General features: G+C 40.8%; 18 protein-coding genes. 13 read left to right on the top strand and 5 right to left on the bottom strand.

Going from position 1 to position 24434, the window contains the following annotated elements:
• Nucleotides 1–34 precede the first annotated feature (34 nt).
• From ACGEDC_RS15750 to ACGEDC_RS15735, 4 genes are read left to right on the top strand one after another with little or no spacing between them, the layout of a single operon-like run.
• Nucleotides 35–1246, top strand: coding sequence for a polysaccharide biosynthesis/export family protein (locus tag ACGEDC_RS15750; protein ID WP_055023062.1), 1212 nt, complete (start codon nucleotides 35–37; stop codon nucleotides 1244–1246).
• 10 nt (nucleotides 1247–1256) lie between these two features.
• Nucleotides 1257–2855, top strand: coding sequence for a GumC family protein (locus ACGEDC_RS15745; RefSeq protein ID WP_225442201.1), 1599 nt, complete (start codon nucleotides 1257–1259; stop codon nucleotides 2853–2855).
• A complete protein-coding gene (locus ACGEDC_RS15740; RefSeq protein ID WP_394494359.1) occupies nucleotides 2795–3463 on the top strand; it encodes a hypothetical protein in 669 nt (222 codons plus the stop codon). Before ACGEDC_RS15745 ends, ACGEDC_RS15740 begins: the two co-directional genes overlap by 61 nt.
• A gap of 8 nt (nucleotides 3464–3471) precedes the next feature.
• Complete coding sequence (locus ACGEDC_RS15735) at nucleotides 3472–4077, top strand: hypothetical protein (RefSeq protein WP_394494357.1); 606 nt, start codon at nucleotides 3472–3474, stop codon at nucleotides 4075–4077.
• 11 nt (nucleotides 4078–4088) lie between these two features.
• Here the strand turns inward: ACGEDC_RS15735 and ACGEDC_RS15730 are convergent, their stop codons facing one another.
• Complete coding sequence (locus tag ACGEDC_RS15730) at nucleotides 4089–4448, bottom strand: hypothetical protein (RefSeq protein ID WP_394494355.1); 360 nt, start codon at nucleotides 4446–4448, stop codon at nucleotides 4089–4091.
• A 434-nt stretch (nucleotides 4449–4882) separates the two neighbouring features.
• Between ACGEDC_RS15730 and ACGEDC_RS15725 the strand changes: the two genes are divergently transcribed.
• From ACGEDC_RS15725 to ACGEDC_RS15690, 8 genes are all read left to right on the top strand, one after another.
• On the top strand, nucleotides 4883–6214 hold the full coding sequence (locus ACGEDC_RS15725; RefSeq protein WP_192022431.1) for an oligosaccharide flippase family protein: 1332 nt from the start codon (nucleotides 4883–4885) through the stop codon (nucleotides 6212–6214).
• A gap of 10 nt (nucleotides 6215–6224) precedes the next feature.
• The gene (locus tag ACGEDC_RS15720; protein ID WP_192022430.1) at nucleotides 6225–7283 is read left to right on the top strand and encodes a glycosyltransferase family 2 protein; all 1059 of its coding nucleotides are present in this window, start codon (nucleotides 6225–6227) and stop codon (nucleotides 7281–7283) included.
• A 267-nt stretch (nucleotides 7284–7550) separates the two neighbouring features.
• Nucleotides 7551–9071 carry a WecB/TagA/CpsF family glycosyltransferase gene (locus tag ACGEDC_RS15715; RefSeq protein ID WP_394494351.1) on the top strand — a complete coding sequence of 507 codons (1521 nt, stop codon included), beginning with the start codon at nucleotides 7551–7553 and terminating at the stop codon, nucleotides 9069–9071.
• Entirely contained in the window at nucleotides 9026–9463 is a 438-nt protein-coding gene (locus ACGEDC_RS15710; protein WP_394494348.1) for a sugar transferase, read from the top strand. The genes ACGEDC_RS15715 and ACGEDC_RS15710 overlap by 46 nt, the downstream gene beginning before the upstream one ends.
• 8 nt (nucleotides 9464–9471) lie before the next feature.
• Nucleotides 9472–9687, top strand: coding sequence for a sugar phosphate nucleotidyltransferase (locus ACGEDC_RS15705; protein WP_394494346.1), 216 nt, complete (start codon nucleotides 9472–9474; stop codon nucleotides 9685–9687).
• 56 nt (nucleotides 9688–9743) lie between these two features.
• On the top strand, nucleotides 9744–10865 hold the full coding sequence (locus tag ACGEDC_RS15700; protein WP_394494343.1) for a hypothetical protein: 1122 nt from the start codon (nucleotides 9744–9746) through the stop codon (nucleotides 10863–10865).
• Between the two features lie 45 nt (nucleotides 10866–10910).
• Entirely contained in the window at nucleotides 10911–11303 is a 393-nt protein-coding gene (tagD, locus tag ACGEDC_RS15695) for a glycerol-3-phosphate cytidylyltransferase (RefSeq protein WP_055023069.1), read from the top strand.
• Nucleotides 11304–11409: 106 nt separating this feature from the next.
• The gene (locus ACGEDC_RS15690) at nucleotides 11410–12558 is read left to right on the top strand and encodes a CDP-glycerol glycerophosphotransferase family protein (protein WP_394494340.1); all 1149 of its coding nucleotides are present in this window, start codon (nucleotides 11410–11412) and stop codon (nucleotides 12556–12558) included.
• A gap of 79 nt (nucleotides 12559–12637) precedes the next feature.
• Here the strand turns inward: ACGEDC_RS15690 and ACGEDC_RS15685 are convergent, their stop codons facing one another.
• Both ACGEDC_RS15685 and ACGEDC_RS15680 read right to left on the bottom strand, forming a co-directional pair.
• On the bottom strand, nucleotides 12638–15880 hold the full coding sequence (locus tag ACGEDC_RS15685) for an SNF2-related protein (protein ID WP_394494338.1): 3243 nt from the start codon (nucleotides 15878–15880) through the stop codon (nucleotides 12638–12640).
• 113 nt (nucleotides 15881–15993) lie between these two features.
• Entirely contained in the window at nucleotides 15994–17946 is a 1953-nt protein-coding gene (locus ACGEDC_RS15680; RefSeq protein WP_394494335.1) for a monovalent cation:proton antiporter-2 (CPA2) family protein, read from the bottom strand.
• Nucleotides 17947–18146: 200 nt separating this feature from the next.
• On the opposite strand from ACGEDC_RS15680, the gene ACGEDC_RS15675 reads away from it, so the two are divergent.
• On the top strand, nucleotides 18147–19034 hold the full coding sequence (locus ACGEDC_RS15675; RefSeq protein WP_394494333.1) for a GGDEF domain-containing protein: 888 nt from the start codon (nucleotides 18147–18149) through the stop codon (nucleotides 19032–19034).
• A gap of 175 nt (nucleotides 19035–19209) precedes the next feature.
• Here the strand turns inward: ACGEDC_RS15675 and tilS are convergent, their stop codons facing one another.
• Together tilS and dnaE are read right to left on the bottom strand one after the other, a co-directional pair.
• A complete protein-coding gene (tilS, locus tag ACGEDC_RS15670; RefSeq protein ID WP_394494330.1) occupies nucleotides 19210–20703 on the bottom strand; it encodes a tRNA lysidine(34) synthetase TilS in 1494 nt (497 codons plus the stop codon).
• Nucleotides 20704–20786: 83 nt separating this feature from the next.
• Nucleotides 20787–24260 carry a DNA polymerase III subunit alpha gene (dnaE, locus tag ACGEDC_RS15665; protein ID WP_192022423.1) on the bottom strand — a complete coding sequence of 1158 codons (3474 nt, stop codon included), beginning with the start codon at nucleotides 24258–24260 and terminating at the stop codon, nucleotides 20787–20789.
• Between the last annotated feature and the right edge of the window lie 174 nt (nucleotides 24261–24434).

The following is a 24434-nucleotide window of genomic DNA, read 5'->3' as shown; positions in this document are numbered from 1 at the left end:
ATTTTTCTAAACTAAACGTAAAGGGAATAACGCAATGAAAATGATTAATACTCTAATTTCAATCGCAATGGTCGCAAGTTTAACCGCTTGCGTCACCCCTTCGCAGCCAGCGCAACAGGACGTTTGTGATTTAGAAAAACAACTTACTAGCTGTCACTATTTTGGTCAGCAAACACCTTACAATCGAAAAGTCAGTGCGGTTACCTCAAACCATACCACTTTTCCAACCGCTCCAATCTTTGGTGACAAAGCCATGATTGTCGATGCAAGTAATCAAGCATTGTCATTATCAGTAGGTGACAAAATCTCGATTAACATCCTAAACGGTGAAGAATTCAGTAAAGATGTTGAAGTGGATGCCGATGGTAATATTTATCTACCTTACTTACCTGCAATTGCAGCAAAAGGCTTAACACTTAAACAGCTAAATACATATATCAATAAGCTACTAATTGATGAAAGGTTAATGTTAGCTCACGCAGTGCGCATTAGTATTTTACCTATCAGCTGGGCGCCAATTGAAATTACGACTTCAGGTGCGGTATTTGAACCTGGTCAACACATGATCAATAAGAAACTACCGATAGAACTAAAAGATGACGGTAGTAATTATGCTGGTGACCAAGCTATTAATCGTAGTATTGGTGCCGCTGTAAAATCTTCAGGTGGTGTGCGCCCTGATGCTGATATTTCTGCGATTAAAGTTATCCGTAATGGTCAGGTTTTCAATATGGATTTACGTGGTATGCTAACAGGTGAAAAAGTACCCAGCATGACATTAATGGCTGGCGATCATGTTCATGTTCCATCGACACATTCATTTAATGATCAACTTGCTAGACCTTCACAATTGACAGCTCCAGGGATCAGGGTATTTATGTCAAATTTAACACAGCCAGCTAGCTCAAACAGTCAGTCAGCGGTCGATCGTGAAGCAACACGTTTTCCATATGGTACTCGCTTACTCAATGGGGCTATCGCAGCTAACTGTGTGGGTGGTGCGCAATCAACTAACGCAAGTCGATATGTGATACTTGTAACCAAAAATCCACTTTCAAATCAAATTGATGTTGTTGAGCGTTCAATTGATGGACTAATACAAAGCGCTTGGAATGATCAATCAAACCCAGTGTTACTTCCTGGTGATGGCCTTGCATGTTATGACTCTCGTGTTACCAACATGCGCGAAATAGCAAGAACAGTGACTGAGTTAGTCGTACCAACCACCCTTATTGGATGGTTGTAAGGAGTCAGCAATGAGCCGAATTCATGATGAAGATAAGACTCAAACCAGCACGGATAGCCAACAAGCGGCTCCTGTTATAGAACAGGCTATTGAAAAAGCCATTGCTGATAGCCAGCAACACACTGACCAACAAAATACTAAACAAGAAAAAGCCGACGACAACAATGACGAAACGAGTGAGCAAACAAGTTTCTCTGAACTTGCTTACTTATATTGGATAAAACGCGCCACATTAGAAGGCAGTAAACTGACGCCTAAATTGCGTAAACGCCTTTACCTTAAAACAGGTTTTGGCGCATTACTCATCATCTGGTTACTGGCAGGCATTTTCATTATGCTCACGCCAACGCAATACGTAAGCAAGTGGGTACTTATTTTACCTGGTGCAGCAGCGGGATCATCTTTAAGCCTTGATAGCTTAGGTCAAGCAAGTACCTCTAGTATTTCGCCTTACATGAGCTCTGCCATCGATCCACGAGAAAACTACAAAGCAATTTCAATGAGCACCTTGTTAATGCAAAGTGCAGCTCACTATCTTGATGTTCCAACATCAGCCATTAAAAAGCCTAAACTAAAACTACCTAGTCAAACAGGCTTAATGGAATACAGTATTAAAGCTGACAGTCCAGAAGCAGCTCAAGAGCGAGGCTGGGCAATGTATCGCTCGTTGCAAAATATTTTAGATGATTTACGCGCAGACGAAATTGCTTTACGTGAAATAGGGATAAAAGAAGGCCTTAAAAGTTATTCAACTCGAGTAAAAGAAACCCAAAAGCAACTTTTAGATTTTCAATCTGAGCGCGGCTTAGTCACACTTGACCAATTTAAAGAGTTAGCGATTACTATCGAACGTCTGAGACACAGTAAAGTCACTATGCTTGCCGAATTACAAGGGTTAAATGCAAGTTACTTTTTATACGAAAACCACTTGGGTTTAAGTGATGCCCAAGCAGCAATGTTGCTAAAGCTAAATAATGACAAATTGTTCCAACAATTAGTTGAAAAACACAATACTGCAAACACTATGTATATCGAAAATGCAGGCAGATTAGGTGCCCGCCATCCTGTTTTAGTGTCATTAAAAGCAGAGCTAGACAGTATTTTAGACAGCATGAAAAAACGCTTTAATACCGTGATCGGTTTTCAAGATGAAAAACTACTCATGATGCTCACTGTTGATGACGTTGATGGTCGAGCTGAAATGATGCAAGAATTCATCACACTCGCCTCTAATCGCAAAGCGACCCAGTCAGAAGTTGACTCGTTAACTGCTCAAATCAATCAATGGGAACAACGTTTACAACACAGCAATGACGATGCAGCGAAACTTGCAGACTTACAGCGAGAACATCAATTAGCTTCGGCAGTATTAACTTCAGCCATGGCAAAAATGGATGTTGGTAAATCAGATATTTACACCGCTTACCCAATGTTGCAGTTACTGTCAGCACCAAGTTTGCCTGCATCACCCGATAAACTCGCCATTATTTTGATTATTTTCGGCGGTATATGTGCATCATTCATGTCATTAGTAGGACTAAGCATTTTATGGATTCGCAAACCATTATTACGGAAAATGTTGACGAAAAAATCATCTACAACTGCATAAGTTTTAGTTACTTATTCTGGTTATTAGGTGCGCTTTACGTCATTGCACCTGTGATTGCTTGGATTCTATTTTTGCGACTTCTTGTCAAAAAGTTAGATAACCAACCCGCATTTCGTATTAGCATCACACATTATGTTTGGGTACTAGGCATGTGGGTCATGTTAATTGCGTTGGTTGTTGGCCACCTACAATTTGGCCTTGGCACGGGCAAACTTATAAAATCCTCCATTGGCTGGGCTAAAGGTTGGGCTTTATTAGCGATATTCCCTTTAATCGGTTGCTTACCTATTCGACCTGAAATTATTTACCGCGCAAGTTGTCGAGTTTGCAAACATACCATTATGTTATTCCCTGTGTTTGTATTTGCTTGGGTCGCTGGTTTACCTAGCACTTTATATGTTTCCCCTTTAAGCATCATTGGTGGCCCAGGGCCTGAGTTTTTTAGTGTCAGCCTTTATGAAATTGATCCAGGGAGCGGCGTACCACGTTGGCGACTATTTACTCCGTGGGCACCTGCACTGGGGATGCTAGGGAATTTGTACTTTATTTTTGCCTTACAAGAAAAAATGCAACATGGAGAAGATGGGGCTACGGCGGCAGTTTACTGATGATCCTCATGTCACAGTCTCGACTTGCCATTGTCTGCTACCTTGCATTAATTGGCTTTTTTACGACGTTACGCTTTGTGCGTTCTCCTTGGTTGTACTTATTGCTCAGCCCTGTGATGTTATTTGTCGGTGTTATCGGTGAATCCACCATTTCTAAAATTGAGCAAAGTATCGATGCAGTTAAAGCGGCTCGTGCCGACTCTACTCGAGTAAGACAAGCTTTGGCAGATATTGCTGTTGAACGGTGGATGAACGAAGCAGTTGTTTTTGGCCATGGTATTGTCGAGCGAGGCCCACATATGGTGGAGTATATGCCTATAGGTTCGCATCACACTTGGTACGGATTGCTATTTGTTAAAGGGGTCGTAGGTGCTGTCGCGTTAGCCATCCCTATGTTAGTCACCTTTATCACCTTGCTAATACGCCTTTTTAGCAACCCATTAGCCAAAGTAGGCATGGCTATCTTACTTATGCTAGGACTGTATACCTTTGGGGAAAATTTAGAAATTCTCGCCTATTTATTTTGGCCAGGCCTTATTGTATTAGGCATGGCCCTTCGCGCTGAAGAGCCTGACGACGTATTTGCTAAAGCAGATGCACTGGATGCTCAATAACAAATGAATGCTTATAGCTTTTTAAGAATAAATTGGCACCATTGAACATCATCTCTTGCAGGCACGTCTGCCTGCCCTCTAATGCCAAGTTTAAATTCAATGACTGATTGCCATTCATCTGAGCCAATATCTGGACCATGTCCTTGGCCGTCACCAGCACTCACTTTTTCAGCAATAACTAAAAACTCCTGCTCTCCACACTGTTCCAGCATTTCTACCGAAACTTGTTCTTTTGCAACAACGTCTTGCTCTTCACCGCAACCTATCAGAAACCCAGATACCAGAAATGTACCAATCAATAACCTTAGGTCTGGGAAGCTCATTTTGATTGCTTTTGCTGCTTTTAATTTTATTGCTCTTACTTTAATCACTATTTATACCTCAAGGTTAATCGCTCTATCCCAGCACAAGTTTATCTTTAAATATCACTTAATATGAAGTCACTTAATATAAAGTCACCTAATATGAAGTCACCTAATATGAAGTCACCTAATATGATCTCATATCCATCGCGTTTTTAAATTATTAGCGTACTCATCACTTGAGCTAGACAGACATCAAGCCACAGACTTCCTTACTGACAGCGTGAAATTTCCTCCAAAAAGCAGATTTATTGCAAATTGCATTCTGCAATCCTCCACTTTCAAAATGCTAACTTCACATATTCAGCTTTAACAAACAAAAACAAAACAACACAAAATCAACAACTTAAAAGTTGGCACAATAACTGTAATACCTAGGTATCAACGCAACTTGCTCTCAATGCTAAACAGCAAAATGCAATTTAATATCAAGGATAGCGGTCATGCAGAACATCACTAAGCTTCAATCACAATCGAAGCAAACACTGAATCAAAAGCTAGCGCTTAATGAGATGCTTAATCAAGGCATACGTTCATTAGGTAAAAACCTTTTATGGTTAGCTAGTGCACAATTCAGCGGTCGAGTAGTGAGACTAGGTGCAAGCGTTATAACGGCTCGATTATTGACCCCAGAGATATTTGGTCAAGTCGCAATCGTATTAACCTTATTTGAATTAATCTGCACTCCTACAAGACGTATCACTTCCGCTGCGTTAATTCGTATGAATGACAGCGACTTTAGTGACAACCTTGCCAGCGCTAACCTTATCAACCTTGCCAGCTGTGTGATTGCATTTGCTTTAATGAGCTTAATCAGTGTTCCACTTGCATATTACTATCAAGATACGCAATTAGTGCTGCCGATTATCTTTGTTGCATCAAGCTACCTACTTTTACCTTTTGGGATGATGTACGCAACGGCCAACTTACGTAATAACAATATGCGTAAAGTGGCAAGTGCTAACTTATGGCAAACCATAGGTGACGGCGTGTTAACAGCAACCTTAGCCTTAAGCGGTTTTGGATTATGGGCCATTATTATCCCAAAAGTGGTGATGGTATTGGTTTGGATATACATCCATAAAAAAGACACTAAATTACCAGTAAGCACTCAAAAGCCGTCTGCCAATCAAGTTAAAGCACTACTTAACTTTAGTGTACCAGTAAGTTTAAGCGACTTAATTAATACCCTAAGACAGAGCATTGATTACCTTGTTATTGGCTATTTCATGGGTGTTGAAGCACTTGGCGTTTACTTCTTTGCTTACAACGTCAGCTTGGGCGTCAGTCTTGGTCTAGTACAAAGTTTTGGCACTGCTTTTTACTCTCACATTTGTGGCAGTAACCCAACATCAGATGATCAGTCAGCACAGCAGAAATATCGTAGTAGTGTCATAGCAATCACTGCAATTGCTGCGCCAATCATTATCTTACAAACCAGTTTAGCGCCATTGTATGTCCCTTTTGTCTACGGCGAGCAATGGATAAGCACAGATGCAATTTCGGTTTTCGTATTTTTATGTTTAAGCGGTTTAGTTCGTCCGATGGCTGAAGCAGCCAGCCAACTACTGTTGGCACATGGACACAGCCACTTAAATTTCAAACTAAATATCTCTATCACCGCCCTTTTAACTCTGGTTATCAGTATCGCTAGCCAGTTTGATTTAACCACCGTCGCATGCAGCGTAATGGTGACTTACTTAATCATCATGCCTTGGCTTTGCTGGTACAGCAGCCGCATCACTTTTACTCAATCAACTGTTATAAACAGTTAAGGAAAACACTATGTCTCCAAGAATCTCAGTCGTCATGCCAGTTTATAATGTTGAAAAATTCGTTAAATCAGCAATTGAATCTGTATTGAGTCAAACATTTGATAATTTTGAATTACTTATTATTGATGACCGCGGCGATGACCGCAGTATCCAAATCTGTAAACAATTTGTTGGTGACCCACGTGTGCACATTATTCGTCACGCTAAAAATAAAGGGTTAGCAGCAGCGAGAAACACTGGTATACGTCATGCACTAGGTGAGTATATCGCTTTTATTGATTCCGACGATTTATGGCACTCAGAAAAACTAGCTCGTCACGTGGCACATTTAGAAAGCGATCCACAAATCGGTGTTAGCTTTTCTCGCTCAAGTTTCATTGATTACACAGGCAAGTTTATTGATTTTTATCAAATGCCAAAACTAACTGATATTGATGCTGCACACTTATTATGTCGCAACCCTGTTGGTAATGGCAGCGCACCAGTCATTCGCCGTACTACATTAAATGATATTCGCTACCAATCAATGAGTACTGCAGAACGTTATAGCTGTTATTTTGATGAGAGCTTCCGTCAATCTGAAGATATTGAATGTTGGTTACGTATTGCTGCAACTACCTCTTGGAAAATTGAAGGCTTACCAGAGCCACTAACATATTACCGTCTAAATCATGGTGGTTTATCTGCAAATCTAATGAAACAATATGCTTCGTGGGAAAAGATGATTGAAAAAGCACGTGATTTCGCCCCTACGCTACTTTCACGCCATGAGAAAGCCGCGCGTGCTTACCAGTTACGTTATTTATCAAGACAAGCGATTCGCTTAGGTGATGGTGCAGCTGCGGTAAAACTGGTAAACCAAGCGATTTCGACATCACCAAGTATTTTGCAATCTGAAACGGGTCGTACAGTAACCACTTTAATTGCAGCTTATGCGCAATGGGTAATGCCTTCTTGGGGATACCTGGTTATCGAAGGCGTCGGTCAAAAATGTATTAGCATGATGCAAAAACTTCGCATTGCGAAAGATGGCGTATCAAGTGAGTTTATGCAAGACAACAAACTGTAAACGCATCACTGACCATAAAATGCCTTTATAAGGCCAAGATAAACTTGAGTGAATTATCGATATATGAAAAAGCTTCCCTGTTTGGCTTTGCAGACTTGTTTGCAATCTGCAAAGCCGACTTTTTTCATTATGGTAATCGCCTGTTTTTATCCATTCCTTAATACAGCAAAATCCAAAATAAATACATAAATAACAACAACTTAAAAAGTTGGAACGCTTCCTGCTTTACCAAGGTATCAATTACGTCGATCCTGTGTGAGGCAACATATGAAAACTGCACCTAACAACACTCATTCAAATAAAACGCCTATTAGCATCTTAGTTTTCGACTGGGTTGTGGCATGCAGCATTCTGATCTTATCAAGCCCGATTTGGGTAGTGAAAGTGGCATTCCTTGCCTGTTCCAAGCACCCTATTTTCGAAACACTTTTTATTCATTCTGGTGGAAAGGAAGTTGCGATTCGGACATTCTCACAAGGCCGATTTTCGACACTTCCTTTGCTGTTCAGTGTCTTAAAAGGCCAAGTTGGATTGTTAGGTACGTCATTTGAGTACGCTGTATTTGAGCCAAGCCACGCTAACCAGCGCCCAGGGATCTTATCAGTTGAACAAATGCAGCGTCGTATGGGCATTACGCATATCAATACTAACCCCAACACAGTGCCAACATTTGGCCTCTTCGGTTATGTATCGAACATTTTTAAATGCCTAATCAGCAAGTTAGTGGTTGTTTCAACACAATTAAACTACCCAAAACAATTTAATCTTTTAGGCGTCGATATCGATAACAACACCATGGATGAAAGTATTGAGCTACTTATCCATTCGTCACAATCAACTAGCACTAAACAATTTGCTTTCGTAAATGCTGATTGTTTAAACATTGCAGTGAGTGACTCTGACTATCGCGATACGGTAAACCAATGCGACCAGGTGTTTGCTGATGGAAGCGGTATTAGGATTGCTTGCCAGCTACATCATATCGGCCTTAAAGATAATGTTAACGGCACAGATATGCTGCCATTACTTTGCGAGAAAGCATCCTTAATTGGCATCAAATTATTCTTCTTAGGAGGCAAAGGTAACACTGCCGACGAAGCCGCAGCTAACTTGGCTGCGCAATATCCAAACCTTGAGATTGTAGGCTGTCACCACGGTTACTTAACCGATGAAAATGAGCAGCAAGTTATTGAACAAATCAATCAATCTGGAGCGCACATCTTGTTAGTTGGCATGGGCGCACCTAAACAAGAGGCTTGGATACGTCAGCATAAATCAGCACTTAGCGTTGGAGTTGCTGTTGGTGTGGGTGGATTATTTGATTTCTTTGCCAATAACGTTTCTAGAGCACCAATCGCAGTAAGGCAAGTCGGTATGGAGTGGGTATGGCGCTTAGCCCAAGAGCCAACACGTATGTGGAAACGTTATGTGGTTGGAAACCCACTTTTTATCGCTCGAGTATTAAAGCAAAAACGTTTAAGTCATGCATCTATTGAACAAGCACCTACAAACATTGCAACTAATCTAGGCCAAGTGAACAACCAACATAAGCGTCGCTGGTATTTCTTTAGAATTAAATGTGGTCAATTTGCAAAACGCACATTTGATATTGTGGCCGCTAGCATTTTGCTAATCCTATTGGCGCCTTTGTTCCTACTCACCGCCTTATGCATCCGTGTTGAATCAAAAGGAGCAATCTTTTTTCACAAACTCGAAGTGGTCGTAATAATCAACCATTCACGATGTGGAAGTTCCGTTCAATGTATATTGATGCTGAAGAAAGACTAGAAAAAATCAAAAAAAACAATGAAATGCAAGGTGGCGTAATCTTTAAGATGAAAAAAGATCCGCGTATCACCACGATAGGAAAACTGATAAGAAAGGCTTCAATTGACGAATTACCGCAACTTTGGAACGTATTAATTGGTGATATGTCACTAGTTGGCCCAAGACCTGCACTACCTAATGAAGTAAGCCAATATCAGTTAAGTGACCGTCGCAGATTGGGAGTTAAACCAGGTATAACCTGCATATGGCAAGTTAGCGGACGTTCAGATATCCCTTTTGATAAGCAAGTAGAACTCGACATTGACTATATCTACAAGCAATCACTAAAAGAAGATATCAGCTTGTTATTGAAAACCATTCCGGCAGTACTTTTGGCGCGCGGCGCCTACTAGGAGACATTATGCAAGCTATCGTATTTGCAAATCGTACAGGCAATGAATTAGCCCCTTTAAATCAACAATACTGCCCAGCGCTTTTGCCCGTTGCTAATAAAGCATTGGTTGAATATACCTTAGAAGACTTAGCGTCAGCAGGTGTTACCGACGTGAAGCTAGTCATCTGTAGCGACGCAAAAAAATCGAAAGTCAACTCGGAAATGGTCAGCAATGGGGATTAAAAATAGATTACTTCTTAAGCAAACCTGAAGAGCAAGTTAATAGCGTGCTGTCTCGCATGAGCATCAACAAAGACACCCAAGCATTAGTGGTTCGTGGAGATATGTTACGCAGTCCTTGTTTGGGTCGTTTTATTGAATTTGCCAGTTTAATGCCATCAAAGTTTGTGCATGCAAAAATGTCACAGCGTAATCCAGCAATGATGATGCTACCTGCTGGTTGGAAACATCATGAGTTAATGAACTGGCCGCTTGAGACGAAAGAAGTTAACCATGCAGATAGTGTTGCGCAGTTACTTCATGGCGAATGCTTTTACTTAGATAGTTTAGCTGCCTATGTTGAAGCATCTGAATATGTTATCAACAGTCGTGATTTTTGCGTTAAAGGTCGTGCGATAGCGACAAACAATACCAAGCAACATTTGATTGTTGAAGCGCAATGTCAATTACCTGATTTATCAAAAACAGATGTATATGGCGCCATCGGCGAGTTTACAAAAGTATCTCCAAAAGCATCGCTTACTGAAGGCGTGGTTGTCGGTGAGTACTGCTTTATTGAAGATAGCACCATTCAAAACAGCATCATATTACCTAACTCATATGTCGGACCACAGCTCAGTGTAAACAATAAAATCATCTCGCAAGACTTGATGATAGACCCGCAAACCAATAGCTGGACTCGTATTGAAGATCCCAGTCTTATTGCCAAGTCAGTTCAAGAGCCAACGCAATACAATACGTTAGTTCAGCGTGCAGGGTTACTCATACTATACGTCCTATTATCGCCGCTTTTACTGACGTTATTTTTATGTGCATGCATTAATAAACCCAGAAAACCCATAGTAACAGACACCGTTGTTAGCAATGATAATCAACCGATTAAAGTACACAAGTTCAATATTGCTAGCCCTAGTTTTGCATTATTACCTCAACTTTGGAGTGCAGCAAAAGGAGACCTCAACTTGTTTGGTGCCTCAACGCAATTCCAAAGCAAAATCAATAGCTCAACGCCATATGGTGTTTATGGACCAGTACAACTTAATTTTGATGAAACAACCCCAATAGAAGAAGTCCAAATGGTTGAAATAGAATTTGAACAAGCGAATAAACCACAATATTTAGTCAACCTGTTGCAACAGCAAATGAATAAAGCCAATACGGACATCGTTATAAAAGGTTAACCCTAATACTCATTTATCGCATGAATACGATTAAGGAATATCATTATGAAAACGATTATAACTTACGGTACTTTTGATTTATTTCACTTTGGTCACGTTAGATTACTGGCTCGTTTAAGCGAAATGTGTGACCAACTTATTGTTGGTGTGTCCACCGACGAATTTAATGCGATGAAAGGCAAAGCTGCATTTTTCAGTTATGAGCAACGCAGTGAAATCATTGCTGCTTGTAAATATGTATCTAAAGTCATTCCTGAGCAAAACTGGCAACAAAAAAGCACCGATATAGAGAAATTTGATGTCGATGTTTTTGCTATCGGTGACGACTGGGAAGGTCAATTTGATCATCTAAAAAGTCAATGTGATGTGTTATATCTTACTCGTACCGATGATATTTCAACGACTGAAATTAAAAATAATCTTGCAGTGCCTGCTTAATCGCAGGCAGGTAACATTTTTAATAAATTTCTTTTATATCTGGCAGTTAACTTGATTAGTGCTATTCTGTATTTAACGGACTTTTCAATTGTTATGGGATCATAAATTGGGCCAATACATTGTCAACAGCATCAGGTATGTAGTCACTCAATCCATCTATTTTATTGCAGCCTTGTTTCCAAGAACTCAAAAGGCTGTGATGGGAAGCTACAAAAACAAATTCGCAGATAATAGTAAGTACCTATACCTGCATTGGCAACAAGCGAAAACGATTCGCTCTATTTGGATTTCCGGTGACAAAGATGTCATTGCTCAACTGACCATTCAAGGTTATGAAGCTTATTATCGTTGGAGTATAAAAGGCATTTTCCATGCCCTTACTGCCAAATATTACGTGTATAACAGCTATATTGGAGATGTGAATCAGTACTTTGCCAATGGAGCTGTCAAGATTAATTTATGGCATGGCTCGCCATTAAAACGTATTGAATATGATATCAATAACGGCCCATTATTCTCGGTTTATCACCCTCAAAGCTTGCATCAAAAGTTTGTCTCCGTAACGCAATACCACCAGCAAAGAATTGCTCCAGATTACATGATTGCACCAAGCGATTTAGTCTCAGCATTATTTGCTACAGCTTTTCATATTAGCGAGCACCATATGTTGTTATCGGGCAATCCTCGTACAGATTTTTATCAGCGATACCCTAAATCAACATCCATAATACAAACATTGAAACAGAATAATAATGTGTCGCAGGTGTTATTGTACGCCCCTTCTTGGCGCGACAGTGGCATTGCGGGTGATAGGGAAACTCGCACTAACCCTTATCTACAAGCCATTAATTTTGAGAGCTTATCGGAAGCACTCGTCTACAATAAGCAGCTATTATTATTGCGCTTACACCCTAATGAAGCTGATTTAGCCAATGATATTAGTCACTATCCAAATATTATTAATATCTCTGATTGGCAAGATACTTATGAAATCATCAATGACGTTGATTTACTGATCACAGACTATTCATCTTTATACATAGACATGTTGCAGACCCGAGCCGACATTGTGTTTTTTCAATTCGATCATCAAGAATATCAAGCTGATAGCCGCCAGTGTTACCCCTACGCAGAGAGCCTCCCCATGGCAGGCGAAGTCATTTTTGAATTTGATGTACTGTTAAAGTATTTGCACACCATGGGTGAAAGCCCCAATATTGCCTCGTTAACACACAAAAAAATAGAGCTGAGTTAACTCAGCTCTATTGGCAATATCAGCATATTGAAAGCTTTACTGTACTTGATAATTTAGTCAGTCAATCTTAGCAGCTGTATTATCTCAATAGTGCCAATAAGTCATCGGCATTGCCTTGCCACTGACTTTTGGCACTTCCAGCGAGAATACTGTCAGCAAGACTTTGTTTATGTTGCTGCATTTCTTGAATTTTCTCTTCAACTGTACCTTGAGCAATTAGCTTATAAACAAATACTGGATTTAGTTGACCAATGCGGTGCGCTCGATCGGTCGCTTGTTTTTCTGCTGCGGGGTTCCACCATGGATCAAAGTGAATCACAGTATCTGCAGCGGTTAAATTAAGCCCTGTTCCGCCCGCTTTTAAACTGATTAAAAACACCGGCACATCCCCCTCTTGAAACGCATCGATTTCATCTTGGCGCTGTCGAGTTTGACCAGTTAATTTACTATATGGAATACCCATATGAATAAACTCTTGTTCAATCAATGCCAGCATACCTGTGAACTGGCTAAAGATTAGGATCTTTCGGCCTTCTTCAACCATTTCTGGCACGTTTTGCGTCAGCCAAGTTAACTTCGCATTATCTTCAACGTATTGAGCTTGTTCTAACTTAACCAGTCTAGGATCGCAACAGGCTTGGCGTAGTTTTAATAACGCATCTAAAAACTCAATATGACTGCTTGAAACACCTTGTTTTGCAAACAGTTCTCGCAGTTTTTTCTCCATCACTAAGCGGATACTTTCATATAAGTTACGTTGATCTTTTTCCAGTTCAAGGGTTTGTACTATGATGGTTTTTTCAGGTAACTCCGACATCACTTCGTTTTTAGTACGACGTAGTAAAAATGGCGCAATTCGGTTTAGCAAAATAGCTGACTTTTCAGTATCAGCTTGTTTCTCAATTGGGCCACGAAACTCTTTATTAAAGTAAGCATGTTGGCCTAATAATCCTGGTAAACAAAAATCCATTAACGACTTTAATTCACCTAAATGATTTTCTAACGGTGTGCCTGACAAACACAAACGGAATTGACCTTTAAAAGTCTTTAACGCTTGGGTCACCTTTGCTTGCGCATTTTTGATTTGTTGTGCTTCATCTAAAATAATGTGCTCAAAGCTATATTCGCTATACACCATTTCATCACGTAAAATCAGAGGGTATGTGGTGACAATGACATCAAACTCTTCGATTTTTTCGAGTAATGCTTGACGCTTGTTGCCATGAATAACCAACACTTTTAGCTCGGGAGTAAACTTTTGAGCTTCTTTATACCAGTTACCCACTAAACTAGTAGGACAAACGATAAGACTCGGTCTTGGTGTTAATGACGTCGTGCTGCTCGAGTCAATATTTTGCGCTTTCATCTGTTTGGATTTTAATAAAAATGCCAATGTCTGTAACGTCTTACCTAAGCCCATATCATCAGCAAGAATACCGCCCAGTTGATATTCTTTTAAAAAGCACAACCAATCAAACCCTTGTTTTTGATAGTCTCGCAAAGTGGCATTAAGCCCTGTGGGCAATGCAACTGACTCAATCCCTTTAAACTCGGCTAATTTTGTCGCTAAATGCCTGACTCTTTCACCATTGAGTAATCTAATATCGCTTTCTGACAATTCATTAAGCAAATCAGCTCGGTTACGTGGGACTTCGAGAACATCACCACCGCCTCGCTGAAATAACTCCTGAATCACCGAAATTAGCGGCTTAATTGTTTTGGCTTTAATTTTGACAAACCGTCCATTTGGCCCGGGTAAAATAAGCTCTTGCTCATCATCAGGCTCACCATTTTGCTGGAGCCAACGGGCAACAAGGCTCAACAGCGGCACACTCTGCCCTTCGATATCAGCATTTAACGATAACGAAAACCAACCACTATCTTCATCGTCATCTAAATCTACCTCAATATCTGCATCAACAATGTTTAAGTCAAAGTCAGCAGCAAACTCCACGTTATAGCCTAAATCTTCTAAGGTCATAATGCCAAAAGTCGTGAGTTGCGCCCACTCGTTAACCATCTCTGGCATTAAACCAAGGCTAAAATAGCTAACATGTTGATTGTTATAGGTCAGGATACTGTTATCAATCGCCTGTAACTGTAGGCTTTCAAGACATTCAAGTGCTTGAGCTTCTAACTCAAGTTCTCGATGTATTTGATATTGCACCTTACCTTGTTTGATAAGATTAATTTTTTCTCGGCTTTTTCTACCAGCAATGCTGATATCACCATACAGAAACTCGACTTGCAGCACAGGCTGCATGATAGGACTGTCATTTAGCTGTGCCATCGTAAAGGTTAGCGAGACTTTGAGCGGATCTTCTATCTCATGAAATTCAATCTCACTGGGAACTGGCACACTTTTAGGTGAAAAATGACGCAGCATTTTATCGCTAATATCATCCACCTTATCTAATGGCACTGGCGGCATTTGCTGCAGCAGCTTTAATTTATCTACTGATAAATCCGTGTCTAAATAGCCAACTTTTAAATAATCTAAGTCAACGAACATTGGTGGGTTGGTAGCGATAAACTCCCAATTATCTAACTCTGGCATACTCATGCTAATTTGAGTATGACGGGCGTCAGTTTCTTGCCAAACAAAATCAGGAGCCAGTTTAGAAGTTAACGTTAAAGGTGTGCGATTCTCTTCCCAGAAGCACGTACCAAGTTCAAGCATTTTTGTTAATGCAAGAGCGCAAATTTCGCCCTCAAGGTATATTTTTGAAGCACTTTTTGAAGAAGATAACAGCAAGCTAATAATCTGACTATCTTCAGGGCTGATCCACCAAGGTAGATGATATTTAACATCATTTAAGGCAATTTTACTGCCCTTATTAAACTGTTGTTTTTTATTTAGCTTACTGCGCTTAAAGTCGACAAAAATGCCATGATGGTCGCTAGAAAGCGTGAAAATAATTCGATCTTTTTCTTCATCTTCTTCTGTGGCGTGCACTAAATCTTGCTTTTCAAGTTGCATCAGCCACTGGCTTAATCGTTGTTCTTCAACTGGTTTTTTATCAATTAGCGCTAACAAGGCGGCAGCAACATGCTTACAGTTGGAGCCGACAGGGCAAGTACAATGTGATTTCATCACGATTTTGTGATTTACATTTACCAGAGTAATGTCTTGGCGATAAGGCTCGATCGCAGAGCCAGCCACATAAGATTCAACATTATGATTTTCTTGGCTTGCGTGCACTTCAAGCACTCGGCCTTCAATGAGATAATTCTGCGCTTTTTGTAATTGAACTGATGAAAATAACTTAGCAATCAACTCTAAGCTTATTTTGATAGGAAGATTAAACAATTTGGCCGACATGACTATCCCATACAAGCAGTAACCACATGGCTACTCAACAACAAACGTAACTAGCCATTGTATGGAAGAAGATGGCAAAATTCTACTGTAATTAGTCATCTTCAAAAAAACCATCAACCTTGCAATAAATACTCTTCTGCAGCCTCTATTGAGCGTGGTTTACCAACCAACATGATGATGTCATTTCGCTCGAAAACCCAGTCTTCTGGTGCAGGACTTATCTCCTCGCCTTTCCTTCTTACCGCTCTAAGTTCAACACCTAACTGAGACCAAGGGATTTTAGCGATGCGCTTACCAACCGCATTAGAACCAGTATCTAACGACACCGCATGCAGTAGCTCTAAGGTCATATCCGTCTCAGCCCCAGTAAAAAAGCCATGAAGATATTGGTAATGGTTACGCCTTTCTGATTCTAATCGCTTAATAATTCTTGGTAGTGGCACCCCACATTTGTATAGCACTTGGGATACCAGCATTAAGCTGCCTTCAAGCTTTTCGGGAATAACCTGCGTGGCGCCCATCTGTTTTAAACTATCAAGCTCTGCATCATCCGTGGTTCTCACTAAAATCTTAGTATCTGGCGCCAATTTGCGCGACAGTGCCAGGCAATCTTCCACTTGGCGAGACTCTCCAAATGTAATGACCACCATGCTGGCACGACGTATACCAATTTGTTTTAATAACCCCATTTTACAAGCGTCACCGAAAAATACAGGTTCGCCAGCATTCTTAGCTTCTGACACTCTCGTAGGGTCAAGATCTAACACCACAAATGGCACTGCTTCTTTTTTCAAAAATCGGGCGATGGTTTGCCCCACTCGGCCGTAACCAAGAATTAATACTAAATCCCCGTCTTCTGGTGGCGGCAATTGAAACTCATCTTCAATCTGTTTTTTACGTGATGTTTTACCTTCGATAGCCTGCGCTATTTCAACACTGTTTCTGATAAGCCAAGGCGCAATTGACATAGACAAAACGGCCACCATGACAAAAATGGTACTCATTTGAGTTTCTAATAGCTGATAATTAACCGCCAACGCTAACAGTACAAAACTAAACTCACCCACTTGTGCCAAGCTAATGGCTGTACTTAACGCCACTTTAAACTGTTCACCGCCCAACTTTAAAATACCGAATACCACGACAGTTTTAGTCACTAAAACAGCAACTAAAATTAATAGAATTTGCCACCAAAATTGCGCAACAATCGTAAAATCTAGCAGCATACCGATAGAGATAAAAAACAGACCCATTAAGAGATCTCTAAATGGTCTTATATCAGCTTCAAGTTGACGACGATATTGACTCTCACCCAATAACATACCCGCAATAAAAGCACCGAGCGCCATCGATAAACCTAACCACTGAGTAAAGGCTCCTGTGACTAATACAACAACTAAGGTGGATAACACGAACAATTCATTTGAACGAGAACGAGCTACTTCGTCAAAAATTCGAGGTAACACCCACTTACCGAAAGACATCAAACCAATGAATGCCAAAATGCCTGTAAGCATACCCCAAGCAATATCTAGAAAGCCTATCGGCTCACCATTGGTTGATAGTAAAGGTAAGATAATTAATAGCGGCACCACTGCAATATCTTGAAAGAGCAGCACACTGACAGAGAGCTCGCCGTGACGTCTTCGCATCCACCCTTGCTCGTTAACCAGCTTTAATACAATCGCCGTTGAAGACAATGCAACTGCAGAACCAATAACAATGGCTGAAATCATATCTTGGCCAAATAGCAATGCCACCAAACCAGCTAAAAGCGCAGTAAAGGTCACTTGCGCACTACCTAAGCCAAATACCGTTCTTCGCATTGACCACAACTTAGGTACAGAGAATTCAAGCCCTAAACTGAACATCAATAACACAACGCCAAGCTCAGCCACTGAATGCATTTGCTGCTGGGTGAACCAATGAAAACCGCTAGGACCGCTCACTACTCCTGTGAGTAGGTAAGCAAGAATGGGAGGTAAACCAAATCGCCTTAGCAGTGAAATAGCCACAATAGCTATCACGAGCATTGAGAGAATATGGATAAAGATGCTGTGCTCCATAAATGCGAGTTCTCCGAGTCAATAAAATAGCGATCCAATGAAACAGTCTATTAACAATAAAACCAATTAACAATAACCTTATGATAATTAGTAACTAAAAATATCAGGCACAGTTTTTGCTTACATTTTGATACAGGTAAAAACAATTTTATTTATATGTTTCGCATTCGCATGTATTTGCATCAAATGAGGTAGTAAAAATGGATTACGCCATAGCTTCACAGCCATATCCAGAACAAAACTGGGGAAAATCAGCGCCTTACACAGCTGGCAAAGATCACAACTCAGATAATAATTTGATGGAAATCTTGCAGCAAATGCACGCAAGTTTAGAGCCAAGAACGGTATTTGCCAGTTACGGCAAGTCACTAGGCCAATTATTGCCGATCCAAGGTGTACAACTGAATCACCAGCTAAAATTAAACTGGGGTCGTTGTCATGGACTTAATCAACAAAGAGTGATTAGCGGCTTTGGTGAGCCTTATAGCATCAAATATTACCTCAGCTCGCCATTAACACCCGACCAATTAATACAGCTTAATGAAATTGAAAAATTGTTTTGCCAACCATTTTTAAATGCAACTAAGTACAGTCAAATGTCGAATCAAGCCATGTTTGATGCGTTAACAGGCTTAGGGAATCGCTATTATTATCGACAAAGTATCAAGAGCGCATTGGCCAGAGCCAACAGAAACCAAGGTGATATCTCTTTGGTCGTGCTCGATTTAGACAACTTTAAAAGTGTAAATGATCAACACGGACATAAACTTGGCGATACGATTTTATCTTCATTTGCTGAACTGATTAATGACGCTATTCGAAATACCGATCAAGCTTTTCGTATTGGTGGTGACGAATTTATAATTATAGCTCAAGGAAATGCACTCGAAATGACGCCTTTGTGTCAGCGTATCATTAACACCATGGACTCACATCCGTTAATGAGCACTTTTCAAGTTAAATGCAGCTTAGGCGTGGCAAGTTCAAGTGGCGCACAAACCCAAGATAAACTGTATGAAAGTGCTGATATGGCGTTATATGAAGCCAAAGATGCGGGCAGAAATTGTTTTAGAATTTGCAATGACTAAGTTATGAATAGACAAAACTTAACAGAGTTAAACTATTGATAATAAATCACAAAAACTGTTGTTAGTGTTTAGCTACATTAGCAAATCACTTTAACGTTGAGCGTTCTTAGTGAGTAAAAAGATTGCCGTTTTATACTAAGTTACCTTGAAGAAATGCAGTAAGTGTTTGTAAACGTTAATCTGATGCCTGCATTTTATAGTTTAATAGTAAACCGATTTCATCAGCTTTAGCTAAGTAGCGTTTATCGACCCACAAGCCAATCGCGGCAACTAACACTTCGCCATAAAAAACCAAAGCTACTTTATCCCTCATCCAAGGCGGAACGGCAAGTTCTTGCCATATCTTTTTAAGCTCTCGTCCTTTATCCCTAAAGTGGGGTTGACAGCGGGTGCTCCCTTTCGCTGTAAAGACAATGCTAATCGAGGTTAAATCCGTTATCGATAGTCGCGCTCCTTGAGTACTCGCTCCCACTGAGACATGTAAAGGTTGAGGTGATTGCTCACCTTCTAAATTATTTATAGATAGACTGGATAACTTAACAGTACAAACCTCTTCAGTTCGCATGTCTAACCGCTGAATCGCATTAGTCAGCAACTCAGCATCAATGCTCTGTGATGCCTCTAAGTCCTTTTTACTGATCTTGGGTACAACATAGGCACATCCAGCAAAACGTTTAATCGAATATCCGGCACACTGGACATCTACGTTGGCATCATTAGCAGCGTACAATAGTTGATTCACAATTTGCTCAAGCTGCGACTGAGACGGTAATTTGTAGCCTTGAGCTAAAATAAAACCGCGTAAAAGCAAGTTTTGCCATTCACTTGATTGTTCTTTGAATGTTAATAGCGCTAAACCAGGGCCTGATAAACTAAAACTCGGAGAGTACGTAATGAATTCAGGAAGTCGCTGAGTCACTTCAGCGTCAACGATAGATTGCTGCTGCGCACAAAGCTGCGCGCTGCGAGATGCTGTTGCAGCAATACTCGGCCAACGTTGCTTTAGTCTAGGAATGATATCTTGACGCAGAAAATTTCGATCATACTGGGTGTCTAAGTTACTCTCATCTTCGATATGAATTAATGACTTATCGATTGCAAATGCCTCAATGTCACTACGAGAAAAGCCCAGCAAAGGTCTAATGACCCAACTTTGTTGATGAAATGCTTGGATGCTCCCCATAGCTGCCAACCCCTTCGGGCCTTGACCACGCTTTAACGCTAGTAATAACGTTTCAAGCTGATCATCTTGATGATGGGCCGTTAAGAGAATATCACCGGGATTAAGGTACTTTTTAAAAACTTGGTAGCGAGCATCTCGGGCGATTGCTTCAAGACTCGTACGAGATGTTTTAGTCAATGAGACATGTTCTACTTGAATAGGGAGTTGATATTGACTCGCTTGTGATACACAGTGCTGCGCCCACTCATCTGCATTTGGGCTTAAACCATGATGCACATGGACCAATAAACATGAAATATGCGGGTTTTGCTGGGCAAACTGGCTCAAGCCGTAACAAAGACACTCAGAGTCAACCCCGCCGCTGTATGCCAGTACAATTTTATTCGATGAATGATGAGCAGCATTAACAGCACCAGCTGGGCTGTTAATCGGTAACAAAGCTGATGTGTGCTGCTTAATCGCTTCACAGATATTAATGATTTTCATCAGCTTGTCCCTTTTAACATACTATGATTAATCCAGTGCGTTACTCATCGCACTTAACACGACAAAGTTACGCAGAGTTAACACTAAAAAACAATCTTAACGTTACTCGAGCCGACCAAGCTTTCAATTGCTAACATCAGCTCATCGGTAGGATTAACACGCCACTCATCCCCTAAACGTAATTGCCCTGCGGCTTCACGCTGCTGATAATTAATCACTACTGGTACGCTACCATTTTTCCAAGGCGAAAGCGCTTGTTCAAATTTTTCCAGCCACTCAGGGTTAATATCCTCAGCTGTAACATTAATTTCTACCGCATTAGCAAAGTGACTTCTCGCCTCACCGATTTCGATAATATTGCGTGCAGTCATTCGGTTACCGCCAGCAAAGTCATCAAAGCTCACTTCACCTTCACAAATCAAAATACGATCTTTTTCTAAAAGATGATTAAATTTCTCAAATGCCTCAGTAAACAACATGACTTCTAATCGCGCACTTTTATCATCAAGAGTGACCAAGCCCATTTTTGAGCCTCGCTTGGTGATCATCACTCGAGTAGCAATAACTAACCCTGCAGCTTTAACGGTTTTACCGCGATCAGTTGGGTGAACGTCTTTCAATCGTCCAGAAGTGTATTGTCTTAACTCTTTTAAATACTGATTAATTGGGTGACCAGTAAGGTATAAACCTAATGTGTCACGCTCGCCTTCAAGCCAAACTTTGTCAGGCCATGTAGGACATTCGACAAAGCTTTGTTTGTTATCTTCTGGCTCAGAATTAAGTAAGCCAAACATATCATTCTGGCCAATGGCTTCAGCTTTCGCATGTTGAGCAGCGGCTAAAATCGCTTCAGGTAAGGTCGCCATCATGGCCGCACGATGTGGGCCTAAATTATCGAGTGCTCCTGCGCAAATTAGCTTTTCAATCACCCGCTTATTTAGCTTTTTAAGATCGATACGAGCACAGAAATCAAACAAATCGGTAAATGGGCCATCTTTACGCGCATTTAAAATCGATTCTACAGGGCCATCACCCACCCCTTTAATCGCACCAATCCCATAAACAATGTTTAAGTCGTCATCGACAGTAAACTTGAACAATCCTTTATTCACATCAGGTGGTATAATTGGCAAGCCCATACGCTCACACTCATCAACCAAAATCACAATTTTATCCGTGTTATCCATATCAGCGGACATGACTGCTGCCATAAACTCTGCAGGATAATGGGTTTTTAGCCACAAGGTTTGATATGAAACTAGCGCATAAGCAGCCGAGTGAGATTTGTTGAAACCGTAACCCGCGAACTTTTCTACCAAGTCGAAAATTTTCATCGACAATGGCCCATCAACGCCATTCTTAATTGCGCCAGCTTCGAAAGTACCCCGTTGCTTAGCCATTTCTTCAGGTTTTTTCTTACCCATAGCACGACGAAGCATGTCCGCGCCACCTAAGGTATATCCAGCCAATACCTGCGCAATTTGCATAACCTGTTCTTGGTATAAAATAATACCGTATGTCGGCTCTAGTAAGTCTTTTAACGACTCATGTTGATACTCTGCATCAGGATAAGAGACTTCTTCACGGCCATGCTTACGCTCAATAAAGTTGTCTACCATGCCGGACTGCAAAGGTCCTGGGCGGAATAACGCCACTAATGCAATCATGTCTTCAAAACAATCGGGTTGCAGACGTTTAATCAAGTCTTTCATACCACGAGACTCCAACTGGAATACCGCCGTGGTTTCATAGCGCTGCAATAATCTAAATGATTTAGGGTCAGTCAAGCTAATGGATTCAATTCTGACGGGTTCTTCCCCTGCTTTTTCTAAGCGAGGGTTAATCATCTGCAAAGCCCAGTCGATAATAGTTAGGGTTCTTAATCCCAAGAAATCGAATTTAACTAAGCCAGCCGTTTCAACGTCATTTTTATCAAACTGAGTCACTGGGTTTAAGCCTTCTGCATCACAATATAGTGGTGAGAAGTCAGTGATGACTGTCGGTGAAATTACAACACCACCAGCATGTTTACCCGCGTTTCGGGTCACACCTTCAAGGCGGCGACACATGTCAATAAGCTCTTTGACATCTTCATCGCTATTATAAGCTTCTGGCAGTGAAGGCTCGACTTCGAACGCTTTAGCCAGTGTCATGCCAGGCTCGGCTGGAATCATTTTGGTAAGCCGTTCAACAAAACCATAAGGATGACCTAACACCCGCCCAACATCTCGTACTACCGCTTTTGCCGCCATAGTACCGAAGGTAATAATTTGAGAAACTGCATCACGGCCATATAAATCGGCAACGTGGTCAATTACCTCATCACGGCGATCCATACAGAAGTCAACGTCGAAATCGGGCATGGATACACGTTCAGGGTTCAAGAAACGTTCAAATAACAAATCGTATTCTAATGGATCTAAGTCAGTAATTTTAAGCGCATAAGCCACTAAAGAACCGGCACCAGAGCCACGCCCTGGCCCAACAGGTATGCCATTATCTTTACCCCATTGAATGAACTCCATTACGATCAAGAAGTAACCAGGGAACCCCATTTGGTTAATCACTTTTAGTTCAACATCGAGACGTTCATCATACTCAGGACGTTTCTCTTTACGCTCTTGCTCGTCAGGGAATAAAAACTCTAAACGCTCTTCCAGACCTTTTTCAGACACTTCAACCAAAAAGTCTTCAATGGTCAAATCGCCTGTTGGGAAATTAGGTAAGAAATATTCATTTAAACGAATCGTGACATTACAGCGTTTGGCAATTTCAACACTGTTTGATAATGCAGATGGAATATCAGCAAACAAATCACACATTTCATCTTCGGTTCGGAGATATTGTTGTTCACTGTATTTTTTAGGTCTACGAGGATCGGCTAACGTAAAGCCGTCATGAATCGCAACCCGAATTTCGTGAGACTCAAAGTCGTCGGCTTTTAAAAACACCACTTGATTAGTTGCAACAACAGGTAATTCATTTTCTGAAGCCAGTTTAACAGCCATATGAAGATAACGTTCTTCATCCGGTCTGCCCGTTCTGATCAACTCTAAAAAGTAACGGTCATGGAAGTGGGTTTTATAGAATGACACCAGCTCTTCAACTTGCGCCATGTTACCTTTCAATAGCGCTTTACCAATATCGCCATCTTTAGCACCTGAAATCAGCAAGATGCCCTGATTAAATTTAACTAACCATTCCTGATCGATGACCACTCTGCCGTTAAGTTGGCCACGTAAATACGCTTCACTGATTAATTGAGTTAAGCTTTGATAACCGTCATTGTCTAAGGCGATAATGGTAATAGCACAGTATTCATCTGCAAAACCTGGCACTTTCATCCAAAAGTCAGCGCCGATAATCGGTTTTATTCCCGCGCCATGACAACCGCCATAGAATTTTACTAGACCACAAAAGTTATTCTGGTCAGTAATTGCTAATGCTCCCATACCAAGTTCTGAGGCTTTCGCCAGAATAGGTTTAACTTTTGCCACGCCATCAGACATGGAAAAATCACTGTGAACACGGAGATGGACGAAACGAGGATCGGACATAGAATATGAGTATCTTTGAAATGCATGATTAAAAGGAAAAACCGCTGACCAGATTAGCAAACTACGCCAATTTATAATAGCGAAATTAATATCAATCTAAGCGGAAAGTCAACGGTTCAGCCCTGACCTCGTAAGTTGAAATTACAGGGCTTCTTAACAAATAATAATCTAAAA

The sequence above is a fragment of the Shewanella sp. ENK2 genome (assembly GCF_043568515.1).
GTDB lineage: Bacteria > Pseudomonadota > Gammaproteobacteria > Enterobacterales > Shewanellaceae > Shewanella > Shewanella japonica.
The sequence above is the reverse complement of the archived record's forward strand: the minus strand, read 5'-3'. Positions and strand labels throughout refer to the sequence as shown.